Source organism: Sphingomonas natans, from assembly GCF_030546695.1.
GTDB lineage: Bacteria > Pseudomonadota > Alphaproteobacteria > Sphingomonadales > Sphingomonadaceae > Sphingomonas_I > Sphingomonas_I natans.
In genome coordinates, this window is sequence record NZ_JAUOTP010000004.1 from 389,231 (window position 1) to 402,614 (window position 13,384).

The window sequence follows — 13,384 nt, forward strand, 5'->3', positions numbered from 1 at the left end:
GCGGGAGCATGACGATATGCGGTCAGATTGACGGCACTGCGGCGAACCGAGATCGCCGCCGATTTCCCGGATATATCCACTGCCGCGGCGTCATCGAACTGTCGCCGATCATGCCTAGCGCGCCCTCAAAAGGGGCAGACATGATGCAGAAATACTGGATGGCAGGCGCTTGCCTGGCGGCGATGTTGATGGCGGACGCCGCCTTCGCGGCGGATCCGGCGCCCGCCGCCGACATCGGCGCGGGCGACGCAGGCGACATCGTCGTGACCGGCACGCGCCAGGGCGAGGCCAAGGCGATCAGCACCAAGAAGGAAGCGCTCAACATCGTCGAGGCGCTCTACGCCAACGATGTCGGCAAGCTGCCCGATCAGAATGTCGCAGAGGCCGTGAAGCGCCTGCCCGGCCTGACCGTCGCCAACGATCAGGGCGAAGGCCGCTACGTCGTGATCCGCGGGATCAATCCCAATCTCGTCAACGTCACATTGAACGGACTGACCCTGCCCGCGCCCGAGCCGGACGGCCGGCAGGTGAAGCTGGACGATATTCCCTCCGCGCTGATCTCCTCGGTCGTCGTGACCAAGGCGATCACCGCAGATCAGGACGCCAACGCCATCGGCGGCGCGGTCGACATCCGCACCTTGGGCGCGTTCGATCGCAACAAGAGCTTCTTCCTCGATGCCCGCGCGGCATATGGCTGGGCAAAGCTCGGCGAGAACCATCCGTGGGAGGGCGACGCGCAGGTCGGCGGCATTTTCGGTTCGGACGGCCAGTTCGGCGCGGTGCTCTCGTTCAATTATTCGAAGCGTCCGATCGAGTCCGAGAATTTCCAGGGCTCCGCGAACTGGCGTGCGACCGCGACCGCGGCGGGCGTCACGCGCGGCTTCGTCGTTCCCGACAATTATGGCCTGCGCGACTATAATCTCACCCGCAAGCGGCTCGGCGCGGTCGCCAATTTCGATTGGCATCCCGATGACGTGACCAAGGTCTGGCTGCGCACCAGCTATTCGAAGTTCGACGACAATGAAGTGCGTGATCAGAATCTGATCGAAAACCAGACCTTCTCGGCCGCGCAGATCGCCGCCCAGACCGCGACGACCGGCAGCTTCACCGGGCGCGGCAGCATCCGCATCCGCCGCCGGATCGAGAAGGACAATACCAAGTCGGTCCAGTCGGGCGGCACGTTCCAGCTCGGCACGGGCACGCTCGACATCTCCGGCGCCTTCACGCGGGCGACCAAGAAGGACCCGCTGCGCTCGGAATATAATATCCGCACCGGCGGCACCGCGCTGACGGTCAATTACGATCTGACCAACTCGCCGTTCGTGATGACCGCGACCAACACGCCCGCGCTGACCGCCTACACGCTCAACAGCGTCAATTATGATCGCCGGCTTGCGGTGGAGACTTTGTGGCAGGGCCGCGCCGATTACACGCTGCCGATCGGGCTGGGCGACGAGAGCAATATCAAGTTCGGCGGCAAATATCTCGATCGCCACAAGACCAACAATCGCGATTACGAGACATACAGCCTGACGGCGGGCCGCACCTTCACGCTAGCCAACGCCGCTTATACCGGCAGCACGACCTTCTATGACGGCGACTACGCCTTCGGCCCGCGTATCAGCTACGATACCGCGCAGGCTTACCTTGCCGCCAATCCCGGCACGATCACGCTGAACCGGGCGAGTTCGATCGCGAATGCGCTGGCAAACGACTATGACGCCAAGGAGCGGATCGCGGCGGGCTATGTGATGGCGACGCTGAAGTTCGGCGGACTGACGCTGCTGCCCGGCGTCCGCATCGAGAATACGCGCGACAAGGTCCGGGGCAAGCTGATCACCGCCGCCTCGGCGCTCGATCAGGGCTTCAACAGCTCGGTCTCGAAGAGCTACACGGACTTCTTCCCGAGCCTCAGCGCGAAATTCTCGGTGACGCCGGCCTTCGTCCTGCGCGGCGCGGTGACGACCGCGATCGGCCGGCCCAATTATCCGGATCTGTCGCCCTACCAATCAGTGGACACGACGACGACGCCGCGGCCGACGATCACGCTCGGCAATCCCGACGTGAAGCCCTACAAGGCCGTGAGCGCGGACATCGCCGCCGAATATTATCTGCCGGGCTCGGGCATCGTCTCGCTCGGCTTCTTCTACAAGCACCTGAAGAACCCGATCTACACGCTGACCGTGATCAACACGTCCGGCACGTTCGCCGGCCAGACCTTCGCCAATGCGGATCTGGTGCAGGCGCAGAATCTCGATCATGCAAATCTGAAGGGCATCGAGGCCAATCTGCAGAAACGCTTCGATTTCCTGCCCTCGCCGCTCGACGGCTTCGGCATCGCCGCCAATTATACCCGCGTCACGGGCCATGCGACGAGCGGGCTGACCGGCGTCAGCCGCATCACCGACGCGCCTTTGTTCCTGCAATCGAAGAACAGCGGCACGGTCCAGGTCTTCTACGAGAAATATGGCGCGGCGATCCGCGTCGCCTACACCTATCGCTCCAAATATCTCGACACGCTCGGCACCGATGCCTCGACCGATCAATATACGGATCATAACGGCCAGCTCGACGTGAATGCGAGCTACCAGGTCTCGCCGCAGCTGACCTTCTTCGCCAATGCGACGAACCTGACGGACGCCGCGTGGCGACGGTTCGTGGGCGTGAAGAACCAGCTGATCGAGCGCGAGCGCTACGATTATACGGTGCGTTGGGGCGCGCAGCTCCATTTCTAGGAGCCGCCTTGCCATGACCCATGCCCTGACGCGCGCAGCGGTAGCGATGCTGGCCGCGGTCGCCCTGCCGGCCGTCGCCGCGCCATTGACGGTCGAGCGCGTCGCGATCCTGATGCGGCACGGCGTGCGCCCGCCGACCAAGGATCCGGCGATGCCGGCGGGGATCGCCGCCGAGGCCTGGCCGATGTGGGACACGAAGCCCGGCTTCCTGACGAGCCGGGGTGCGCAAGCGGTGGAGACACTGGGCCGTGCCGATCGCGCCGCGCTGGCGGCGGACGCCCTGCTGCCCGCGACCGGCTGCCCCGCGGCAGGTTCGATCGCGCTGATCTCCGACAGCGACCAGCGGACGATCGCGACCGGCGACGCCTGGGCGGCGGGTTTCGCGCCCGGCTGTCCGGTCGGCAATGCGCACAAGCCGCAGGATGAGGCCGATCCGGTCTTCGGCGCGATCGAGCAAGGTGTGGTCGACTACGACCCGCAGGCCGCAGACGCCGCCGTCGCCGCAGCTTTGCCTGCCGGCGGGATCGCGGCAGTCGAAGCGAAGGAACGGACAAATCTTGCCCGTCTCGACGCCATTCTATGCGGCCCGGCCACGAGCGCCTGTGGTCTTACCACTCGCCACAGCGGGATCGCGCCCGCAAAGCCCGGCGAACGCTCCAAGCTGACCGGCGCGCTCGATCGCGGATCGACCGCGGCGCAGATCCTGTTGTTGGAATATGCGGACGGCAAGCCCTTGTCCGAAGTCGGCTGGGGCCGCGCGACACCGGCCGACGTGACCGCGCTCGGATCGCTCCACGCGACCGAATTCGCCCTGCTCGCCCGGCCGAAATATCTGGCGGCGCGGAACGTGGCACCGATCGCGAAGATCCTGCGGCAGGCGCTGGTCCCGCCGACGTCGGGCAGCCCCAAGGTGACGATCGTCGTCGGCCACGACACCAACATCGCCAATCTGGGTGGCTTGCTCGATCTGCATTGGCAGATCCCCGGCTTCGCCGTCGACGATCCCGCGCCCGGCGGCGCGATCGTGCTAAGCCTGCTCCGGGACGCGCACGGCGATCGCTTCGTGCGCGCGACCTATCGCGCCCAGCCGCTCGCATCGATCCGCGCGCTGACGCCTGATACGACGAGCATCGTGCTCGACATTCCGGCGTGCTGGAAGCGGGCCGATCATCTTTGCCCGGCTGGCACGTTCGATCGTCTGATCGGCGAGGCAGCCGACCTCGTGAGGCGATAGCCGCGCGCGGGAACTAGTCGCTTCGCTTGGGCCTTTGGCCTAGGCTTCACGCATATTTCGCAGTTTTGGCGATCGAGGAACAGAGCATGGCGAGTCGCGCCCCGGCCCGCGAGAATGATCCGACGCGCCGCGTCGATCTCCACCGCCCGCTGCACCCCTCGGCAAAGATCGCCTTCCTGGCCGTCCTGCTCGCGGGGCTCGCCTTTGCCGGCACCAACGTCGTGCTCGATACGGTGCATGCCGGGCAGACGCTGGCGATCGGCGCCTTCTCGTTCCTCACGCTCGCCCTGATCATCGCGCTCGCCTTCGAGTTCGTGAACGGCTTTCACGATACCGCCAATGCGGTGGCGACGGTGATCTACACCCACTCCATGCCGCCGATCACGGCCGTGATCTGGTCGGGCGTGTGGAACTTCATTGGCGTCGTGATCTCGACCGGCGCGGTCGCTTATTCGATCATCACTTTGCTGCCCGTCGAGCTCATCCTCAATGTCGGCAGCGCCGGCGGGTTCGCGATGATCTTCGCGCTCCTGCTGGCGGCGGTGGTCTGGAACCTCGGCACCTGGTGGCTGGGCCTTCCCAATTCCTCCAGCCACGCGCTGATCGGATCGATCCTCGGCGTGGGATTGGCCAATCAATTTCTGTCGACAGCGGCCGGGGGCACCTCCGGAGTGGACTGGAAGCAGGCGGAAAGCGTGCTGCTAGCGCTGCTGGTGAGCCCATTGATCGGCTTCATCGGCGCGCTCGTCCTGCTGTGGACGATGAAGCGGTTCCTGCGTGATCCGGTGCTGTACCGCGAACCCGCCGGAGACACGCCGCCGCCGTGGCATGTGCGCAGCCTGCTGGTGTTCACCTGCACCGCCGTCTCCTTCGCGCATGGCAGCAATGACGGGCAGAAGGGCATGGGCCTGATCATGCTCATCCTGATCGGCGTCGCACCCACCGCCTATGCGCTCAATCGGACCATGCCCGACAGCTCGACCGCGGCGTTCGTCAGCACCGCGCACGTCGCCGGCACGGTCCTGCATGCCCATGGCGGGGGCGCGGCGCCGCTCCGCCCCGAGCGCGCCTCGGCGACGTTGAGCGAGGCGCTGCGAACCCAGAAGGCCGATCGGCCCGAAGTGTTTCAGGCGCTTGAGCTCGTCTCCGGCGATATCTCGCGGCAGCTCGAAAATTACGGCTCTATCCGGCAGGTCCCGGCCGCCGCCACGCGCAACCTGCGCAACGAAATGTATCTCGTCTATGATACGCTGCGGCTGCTCACCGAGGATCGCGAGAAGGCCGGCGTCGATCTCTCCGAAGGCGACGTGGCAAAGCTGCTCGCCTATCAGCACCTGCTCGAGAAGGGCACGCGCTACATCCCGACCTGGGTCAAGATCTCGGTCGCGCTCGCGCTCGGCCTCGGCACGATGGTCGGCTGGAAGCGGATCGTCGTCACCGTGGGCGAGCGGATTGGCAAGACGCATTTGACCTATGGCATGGGCGCCGCGGCCGAACTCGTCGCGGCGAGCACCATCCTGCTCGCCCAGGTCAAAGGGCTGCCGGTCTCGACCACGCATATCCTGTCGAGCGGCGTGGCCGGCGCGATGGTCGGCGACGGCGCCGGTCTGCAGATGGCGACCGTGCGCAACATCGCGCTTGCCTGGGTGATGACGCTACCGGCCGCGATGCTGCTCGCCGGCCTGCTTTACGCGACGCTTCTGGCCGCCGTCCGCGCCTTCGGGCTTGGCTAGAATTCGAAAGCGCCAACTATCGAGTAGATCAAATCGATCGCTGGATCGGCACCGGACGAGGCCAAACGAACGGCAAGGCTAAGAACAAGAGAATAGTCCGGCTCTCGCTTTGCTTGTGCAGCGCTGCAGAGGGAACGGACGCTTCGAGGTCGATCGCCCCGGAAGCTGTGCTTGCCGAGTTCATCAGGAGGCGGCGGGCGGCTGAGTTGGGCGAACCTCGCCCGACGACGACGCCCGGGCCGTTTCCGGATCGACGCGCGCGACGAGGCGCCGCCCGCACCAGATCTCCACCATCGCGGCATGGTCGAGCCGAATTCCTTCGGCGACAGCCAGCTCGTCGCTCTCGGCCGCGAAGTCCGTTCCGCCGATCACGCGATTTTCCCGATTGAGGCGATAGATACGATAATCCGCCAACCCGTTCCCTGCCCGCCACACCGTAATCGATCGCAAATATAACAGGCCCAGGCATTGCGGGAAAGGACGAACTTATATCGGGCTATTGGTCGTTCCCATAGCCGACATACGTCTTTTTACTTGGTTAATCTGCCGTTTTTCGTATTGCATTTTGGCCCGACAAGATCAGGCCGTGCGTCGCCAGTCATTGCCGTGGCGCGCGATCGTCGAAGACAATATCTCCCGCACCTGGCTCGCCAGCGTCATCGCATTGAACGGCTTGCCGACCACGCCGGCGGCGCCGAGCGCGAAGTAGCGGTTCAGATCGTCGCGATGCACGTTGGCGGACATGACGATCAGCTTGATATCCTTGAATCGTTCGTCGGAGCGGACCGCGAGCATCAGCATCTCGCCGCTCATCATCGGCATGCGCGAATCCACGATCAGGCAATCGGGCAAGGTCGCGCGCCGATTCAGGAGTTGGAGGACGTCGCGACCGCTCGAGACGCATTCGATCGCGATGTTCGCGTCGAGATTCAGCGCCTGCCGCGTGATGAAACGGATATCGTCGTCATCGTCGACGCAGATCAGGTCCAGCGCGTCCTGTGAGGTCGGCGGCGAAGGGTCTTCATACTGACCGTCGAATCGCGTTATTCTCATGGCGAACAGGTATTTGGCGCCCCCGAGACCGTCAATCACGGACGCTCCGCAACCGTTCGACTTTGGTCGCTGGCGACGCCTGGTCCGTATCTTGCCGAAGCGAAGTCTTCGTTTCGGCTCTACTAACCGATCGCCCTCGATAGGGCCGGCGCGATGCGCTGATAGCCTTTCCAGTTCAGATGCACGCCATCCTTGGTCAGATCGGGATCGAGCGCGCCCTGTCGCCCGATCAGAGCATTGAGATCGACGAAAACGCATCCGCCCGCCGCGCACATATGCTGCTCGTGCGCCACGATCGGCGCCATCGCCTGATTGGTTTTGGGCATCGTCGTCAGCGGCGTCGATGCGAGGATGACGCGCTTGCCGCCGAGCGCGTGCAGGATGCTGTCGAGGTTCGCCGTGGTCTGCGACTCCCCGATCCCGGCCGCGATGTCGTTGACGCCGACCAGTAGGACGACCGTCCGTCCCAGGCGCTCGCCCGCCCGGATGCGGCGCAGCACGCCGTCGGTGGTGTCGCCGGGAATGCCGTGATTGTCGGGCTTGATCCCGCCCAGCAGATGCTCCCAGCGCGCATAGGAGATCAGAGAATCTCCCAACATCGTCACCGGAGCCACCTCCGTCTGCCCGCGGAAGAGATCGGCCATCACCGTATAATTGGGATTGTCGATCGGCTCGTAAGGGCGGAATTCATGGATAACGCGGGAGAGCAGGCCATAGCCGGCAGATCGATAGTAAGCGGTCAGCGTCGAAACCACACCAACCGCGGCGATCATCAGTGCAACGAAAATCCAGAATAGCGGCAAGCGCCCGGTATCGCGATCCGCCAGCAATGCCATCCTGAACTCCCCAATCGTGTCCCCACACGATGGAGCCTAATGACGTTATCGTTTACGGCATGTCAACCATCTGGACTGCGAATATTGCCTTTTACTGATGATCAATACCATCACACACTTGGCGCTACCGATCCTAATCTATATTAAATTGACGGCAGCGCGGACGCAGGGTCTGTGAGACGCTTCGCTGCGGCCCGTAAGCACTCCCCGCGTCGGGACCCCGCTCTGTCCGTGATCCATCCCTCCACCGCAACGCGCCATCTCTCGCCCTTGCCGCGGCGGAAGATGGGGCGCCCTTGTTCGTGTCGCTGGTCGCCGCGCCTGCCTTCCGGTCGGTGTCGGTCGATAGGCGACGGTGAAGCCGGTCGAACCGTCTGGGCATCGCCCTTTTGTCTGGTAAGCTTCGCGGGTGACCTTCTTCGAAAGCCTGATCGTCCTGATGGGCGTCGCCACTCTGCTGCTGCAGGTGGCACGGCGGCTGTGCCTGCCTTATCCCAGCATGCTCGCCGCCGCCGGCGTCGCGGTCGCGGCGATCCCCGGCGCGCCCTCGATCCCGATCACGCCCGAGACCGCGCTGGCGCTGTTCATCGCCCCGATCCTGATCGATGCCGCCTACGATTTCCCCCTCGGCGCGGCGCGCAAGCTGCTGGTGCCGCTGATCGTCTATGCGGTGATCGCGGTGCTCGTCACCGCCGTGCTCGTCGCCTTGCTCGGCGTGTGGATGGTCGGGCTTCCGCTCGCCGCCGCTTTGACCTTGGGCGCGATCGTCGCGCCGCCCGATGCGGCGGCTGCGACCGCCGTCCTCTCCAACCTCCCCGTCTCGCGCCGGGTCGAGGCGGTGCTGAAGGGCGAGAGCCTGTTCAACGATGCGACCGCGCTTCTGCTGTTCACCGCTGCGGTTACGATCCAGTCGCGCGGCGGGCTCGATGGCGCGACCGCGCTCCAGCTCGGGCTGGCGGTGCCGGGCGGCATCCTGCTCGGCATCGCGCTCGGCCTGCTGATCCGCCGGCTGACCCCCTTCGTCGAGAATACGGTGGGCGGCACGCTCAGCCAGTTCGTCTATGCGTTCGCCACCTGGCTCATCGCCGAGCGGCTGCATCTGTCGGCCGTACTCGCCACCGTCGCCAGCGCGATGACAATCGCCGCCTCGATCGACGAGCGCGATTCCCCGCGCATGCGCGTCCACAGCTTCGCGGTATGGACGACGGTCGTCTTCCTGCTCAACGTGCTCGCCTTCCTGCTGATGGGGATGCAGGCGCGCACGATCTTCTCGGCGATGAACAGCGCGCAATTGCATCGCGCGGCGGGTTTCGCGGCGGCGGTCGTCGTGGCCGTGATCCTCGCGCGGCTCGTCATCGCGCTCGTCTATCGGCTCTATGCCGTAGCCCGGCACCGCCGCCGGGGCGGTTTGGCGCCGGTCCTGCCCGCCGAATCCTTTTTGATCGGCTGGACGGGGATGCGCGGCCTCGTCACGCTCGCCACCTCCTTCGCGCTCCCGGCGAACTTCCCGGAGCGCGACATGATCGTGCTGGTCGCCTTCGCCGTCGTCCTTGCGACCCTGATCATCCAGGGCGCGACGCTCGGCCCCCTCATCCGCTGGTTCGGCCTGAACCGCGAGGATGAGGCGCATGAGGAACTGGAGCAGGCCCGCGTCGCACTGGCGGAGGCGGCGCTCGTCCGGCTGGAGAAGGAGACGGGCGACGCCGCCGATGCGCTGCGCCTCTCCTATCGCGAGGCGCGTGACGCGGCCCGCTCGCCGCAGACGCACAAGCCCTATGCGCATCGCAACGGGCTGGCGGTGGCGGTCGTGCTGGCGGAACGGCGGCGGCTGGACGAATTGCGCGCCGAGCATGTCGTCGGGCCGGACGCCTATCTTGCGCTGCAGGAGGATCTGGACTGGAAGCAGCTCGCCGTCACCGGCGATGAGGATCGCCGCATCGACGAAAGCTGAGCGCCCGTCCGCTCAGCCGCGCGTCCGGGCGAAGCGCAACCGGGCTCGCGCGGCGCCGGGAGCACGGCGGCTGCCCTGTTCGTCGGCAGCCTTGCGCATCGCGCCGATGCAGATCGCGAAAACCAGCTTGATCATCAACGGCCCCTCTGGATCCCCCGATCCGAGAGCCTCTTCTACGCCTCAAATGCGACCAGTTCGTTACCGTGCCGCGGATCGGCTCGCGTCGAATTCGGAGCGGTGCGGGGCGCCGATCTCGAGCCCTGCTCGCGTTGACCGGAGCTTCCCCGCCCGGATGGCGCATGTTACGCCCGATCGAAGGCAATCAGCCTGGACGGGGGAGTGGGCCGGAATGGACGACCAGGTCATCGAACAGACGCACGACTATGGCGTGAAGCGCGACGAGTATTTCTCCACGCCCCGTTACGACTATGTCGACCTGATGCCGGCGGGAGCCGCATCCGTCCTAGAAATCGGGTGCGGCACGGGGGCGACCGGACATCATGCGCGGTCCGAGGGAAAGGCCGCATTCTGTGTCGGCGTCGAGATGTTCGAGCCGGTAGCGATCAAGGCGCGCGATGTTCTGGACGCCGTTCACATCGGTAATATCGAGCAGATGGACCTGCCTTACGAAGAGGAGACGTTCGACTTTCTGATCATGAGCGAAGTCCTGGAGCATCTGATCGATCCCCAAGCCGTGGTGTCGCGTCTTGTGAAATTGCTGAAGATCGGCGGTCGGGTATTCGCCAGTTCGCCCAATATCAGCCACCTCGCCGTGATCCGTCATCTCATGCGGGGGCGGTTCGATTATGTCGAGGAAGGGGTGATGGACAAGACTCACCTTCGCTGGTTCACCCCGAGCAGCTTCGCGACGCTCTTCACCGAAGCCGGGGTCACGGTGGACCATCTTGGCAGCGTCTATCCGTCGCCGATCGCGCATCGGCTTCTGGCGGCGGCAATCGGTCGGCCGAGCGCCGCCTGGCAACGTCTCAACGTCCATGGCCACCGCACCGCCTGAGGCATGCGCCTGCGAGCGCTCATGGCGCCACGGCGGCCGCAACGCTCCGCCTAGCGGCCGGGCCAGACCGCCAGCGTGGTATCGACGATCGCGCGCAGATCCGGGCAGCCCGTGCCAGCACCGGCCTGTACGGCCAGCCCCTGCATCACCGCCGTCAGATAACGGGCAAGCGCGGTCGGATCGATCGCCTCGGGCAGGTCGCCCTCGGCCTTCGCGCGCTCGAACCGATCGATCAGAGCCTTCTTGGAGCCCGCCTGCCGCGCGATCACGTCCTCGCGGATCGATTCGGCCTCCTGGCTGCACGCGACCGTGCTGATCACGCCGAGGCAACCCTTGGGATCGCAGGTGCTCTGCTGCATCTCGAGCGCGCCCATCAGCAGGCGCTCGGCCACGCCGCGCGAGGTCTCCGCATCCAGCGCGGTGCGCATATAGGCCATCTTCTCGTGCTCGTAGAGATCGAGCGCCTTCTTGAAGAGCGCTTCCTTGTTGCCGAACGCGCCGTAGAGGCTGGGCTTCGTCAGCCCCATTTCAGCGGTCAGTTCCGCCATCGACGCGCCTTCATAGCCGCGCTTCCAGAAGACGCGGAGCGCCGCGGCCAGCGCGAGATCGACATCGAACTCCCGTGGCCGGCCTTTCGTAGCGGGGACGCACACCGTTTCCATACCGAGCGGTATATAGTGGGGCGGTTAAGAATGTCCATGTCGCCTCTTGACACGGATCCGACGAAGCGAGTGGGCCATCGGGCCGCCGACCCGATCGGCAAAAATTGAGGTCTTCCGGTCTTTACCGAGGCGCAACGACCCACCATCTGGCGCCCGTATATTCCGCCCGGCAGGGCTCAACGAGGATTATCGGCATGATCATCGATCTCAGCGGCAGGACCGCCATCGTCACCGGCTCGACCGAGGGGATCGGCTTCGCCGCCGCCTCGGCGCTCGCTGCGGCGGGTGCGACCGTCATCGTCAACGGCCGCACTCCGGAGAAGGCCGAGGCCGCCGCCGCGCGCATCCGTCAGGCGGTCGTGGGCGCCGACGTGCGCGCCGCCGCCGCCGATCTCGGCACGGCCGAGGGCTGCGCGTCTCTGGTCGCGGCCGAGCCCGCCTGCGACATCCTCGTCAACAATGCCGGCATCTTCCAGCCGAGCGACTTCTTCGCCACGGACGATGCCAGCTGGGACCGCCACTGGCAGGTCAACGTCATGTCGGGCGTCCGCCTGTCGCGCGCTTATCTGCCTGGCATGGAAAAGGCCGGCTGGGGCCGCGTGATCTTCCTGGCCTCTGAATCCGCGTTCAACATCCCCCTCGAGATGATCCACTATGGCGTCAGCAAGACCGCCGATGTCGCCGTCGCGCGCGGCCTCGCCAAGCGCATGGCCGGCACCGGCGTCACGGTGAATTCGGTCCTGCCCGGGCCGACGCTCAGCGAAGGCGTCGCGGCAATGCTCGACGACGGCGACACGAGCAAATCGACCGAGGAGAAGGGCCGCGACTTCATCGCCGCGCACCGCCCGGGCTCGCTGATCAAGCGCCTTGCGAGCGTCGAGGAGGTCGCGAACATGATCGTCTATGTCGCCTCGCCGCAGGCCTCGGCGACCACCGGCGCCGCGCTTCGCGTCGACGGCGGGCTCGTCGACACTTTGTAGCTAATGTCGCCTCGGACAAAGGACTGAGGTGCTCCGGCGAAGGCCGGAGCGTTGGCGCGGGCGGTGTCTCCAGATTGCCAAGGCTCCGGCCTTCGCCGGAGCACCGCCCGCATGGCACCAGCCCATGAGATCCGGCGTAACGGCCAGCCTCAGGCCACCACCGGCTCCAGCACCCGGATCGTCGCCGCATCCGCGTCGATCTCGGCCATCGCGCCGACCGGCAGGCTGAACTGGTTGGCAATATGGCCGAACATCGCGCCCTCGAACGCGGGCACGCCGAGCGGCTCCAGATGCTGCTGCAGCACTTCGGACAATGTGAAATTGCCGTAACCCGCGCCCGTATTCACGCATTCGGTGCACTGCCCGAACACGACGCCCTTCAGCTTGCCGAGCACGCCGCCCAGCGCAAGCTGGGTCAGCATCCGATCGATCCGATATTCGGCCTCGCTCGTATCCTCGATGAAGAGGATCGCGCCCGTGAAGTCGGGCAGATAGGGCGTCCCCATCAAGGTCGTCAGTACGGTCAGATTGCCGCCGAGCAGCCGCCCCTGCGCCTTACCGCCGCGGATCGTCCGCGTCCGCCACTGGCGCGGCACCAGCCGATCCTCGACGCTCAGGGGATTGTGGTAGGTCGGAGTCGCGCCGTCGAAGGTCAGCGCCTTGAAGGGCTCCCACGAGGCCTTGCCCCAGGCACTCGACGCATTGGGCCCGTGGATCGTCGGGAAGCCTGCGCGCGCCGCGAACGCCATGTGCAAAGCGGTGATGTCGCTATAGCCGATCAGCAGCTTCGGATTGGCGCGGATCATCTTGAAGTCGAGAAAAGGCAGCAGCCGCGCGCAGCCCCATCCGCCCCGCACCGCGAACACCGCCTTCACCTCGGGATCGGCGAACATCGCATTGACGTCGGCGGCGCGCGCCCGATCCTCGCCCGCGAGATAGCCATATTTCTGCCCGAGATGCGCCGCCGCCTTGGGCACGAGCCCCATCGCGACGATCGTCTCCTTGATCGGCTCCAGATCGTAGACGTCGTCGGTAAAGCCCGCCGGCTCGATCAGCCCGACCGTATCGCCCGCCTTCAGCCGCGGCGGCTTGCGCGCGGGCTCCGATTTGGCGAGCGACGGCGCGGCGAGCAGTGCTCCGGCAAGCCCAACACCCTGCAATATTGCACGTCTGTCGATCATCCCG

12 protein-coding genes are annotated in these 13,384 nt (G+C 65.7%); 6 read left to right on the forward strand and 6 right to left on the reverse strand.

Going from position 1 to position 13,384, the window contains the following annotated elements:
• The first annotated feature begins 140 nt into the window (after positions 1-140).
• From Q4F19_RS11390 to Q4F19_RS11400, 3 genes are all read left to right on the forward strand, one after another.
• Positions 141-2,735, forward strand: coding sequence for a TonB-dependent receptor (locus tag Q4F19_RS11390; RefSeq protein ID WP_303542622.1), 2,595 nt, complete (start codon positions 141-143; stop codon positions 2,733-2,735).
• Between the two features lie 13 nt (positions 2,736-2,748).
• Positions 2,749-3,969, forward strand: coding sequence for a histidine-type phosphatase (locus tag Q4F19_RS11395; protein WP_303542623.1), 1,221 nt, complete (start codon positions 2,749-2,751; stop codon positions 3,967-3,969).
• An 86-nt stretch (positions 3,970-4,055) separates the two neighbouring features.
• A complete protein-coding gene (locus Q4F19_RS11400; protein ID WP_303542624.1) occupies positions 4,056-5,702 on the forward strand; it encodes an inorganic phosphate transporter in 1,647 nt (548 codons plus the stop codon).
• Between the two features lie 183 nt (positions 5,703-5,885).
• Here the strand turns inward: Q4F19_RS11400 and Q4F19_RS11405 are convergent, their stop codons facing one another.
• The 3 genes from Q4F19_RS11405 to Q4F19_RS11415 all read right to left on the reverse strand — a co-directional run bounded on the left by Q4F19_RS11405 (position 5,886) and on the right by Q4F19_RS11415 (position 7,591).
• Positions 5,886-6,116 carry a hypothetical protein gene (locus Q4F19_RS11405; protein ID WP_303542626.1) on the reverse strand — a complete coding sequence of 77 codons (231 nt, stop codon included), beginning with the start codon at positions 6,114-6,116 and terminating at the stop codon, positions 5,886-5,888.
• Between the two features lie 165 nt (positions 6,117-6,281).
• Positions 6,282-6,755 carry a response regulator gene (locus tag Q4F19_RS11410; RefSeq protein ID WP_303542628.1) on the reverse strand — a complete coding sequence of 158 codons (474 nt, stop codon included), beginning with the start codon at positions 6,753-6,755 and terminating at the stop codon, positions 6,282-6,284.
• A gap of 122 nt (positions 6,756-6,877) precedes the next feature.
• Positions 6,878-7,591: a GDSL-type esterase/lipase family protein gene (locus Q4F19_RS11415; RefSeq protein WP_303542630.1), complete on the reverse strand. Its 714-nt coding sequence runs from the start codon at positions 7,589-7,591 to the stop codon at positions 6,878-6,880.
• A 409-nt stretch (positions 7,592-8,000) separates the two neighbouring features.
• Here Q4F19_RS11415 and Q4F19_RS11420 point away from each other — a divergent pair, with 409 nt between their 5' ends.
• The gene (locus Q4F19_RS11420) at positions 8,001-9,542 is read left to right on the forward strand and encodes a cation:proton antiporter (protein ID WP_303542631.1); all 1,542 of its coding nucleotides are present in this window, start codon (positions 8,001-8,003) and stop codon (positions 9,540-9,542) included.
• Between the two features lie 12 nt (positions 9,543-9,554).
• On the opposite strand, the gene Q4F19_RS11425 is transcribed toward Q4F19_RS11420, so the two are convergent.
• A complete protein-coding gene (locus Q4F19_RS11425; protein WP_303542632.1) occupies positions 9,555-9,677 on the reverse strand; it encodes a hypothetical protein in 123 nt (40 codons plus the stop codon).
• Between the two features lie 214 nt (positions 9,678-9,891).
• Here Q4F19_RS11425 and Q4F19_RS11430 point away from each other — a divergent pair, with 214 nt between their 5' ends.
• On the forward strand, positions 9,892-10,557 hold the full coding sequence (locus Q4F19_RS11430; protein ID WP_303542634.1) for a class I SAM-dependent methyltransferase: 666 nt from the start codon (positions 9,892-9,894) through the stop codon (positions 10,555-10,557).
• A gap of 50 nt (positions 10,558-10,607) precedes the next feature.
• Here the strand turns inward: Q4F19_RS11430 and Q4F19_RS11435 are convergent, their stop codons facing one another.
• Positions 10,608-11,219 carry a TetR/AcrR family transcriptional regulator gene (locus Q4F19_RS11435; RefSeq protein WP_303542636.1) on the reverse strand — a complete coding sequence of 204 codons (612 nt, stop codon included), beginning with the start codon at positions 11,217-11,219 and terminating at the stop codon, positions 10,608-10,610.
• A gap of 194 nt (positions 11,220-11,413) precedes the next feature.
• Here Q4F19_RS11435 and Q4F19_RS11440 point away from each other — a divergent pair, with 194 nt between their 5' ends.
• Positions 11,414-12,199 (forward strand): SDR family NAD(P)-dependent oxidoreductase, encoded by a 786-nt coding sequence (locus tag Q4F19_RS11440; RefSeq protein ID WP_303542637.1) that lies wholly within the window; start codon positions 11,414-11,416, stop codon positions 12,197-12,199.
• A gap of 149 nt (positions 12,200-12,348) precedes the next feature.
• On the opposite strand, the gene Q4F19_RS11445 is transcribed toward Q4F19_RS11440, so the two are convergent.
• Complete coding sequence (locus Q4F19_RS11445) at positions 12,349-13,380, reverse strand: S66 peptidase family protein (protein ID WP_303542639.1); 1,032 nt, start codon at positions 13,378-13,380, stop codon at positions 12,349-12,351.
• Positions 13,381-13,384: the final 4 nt, after the last annotated feature.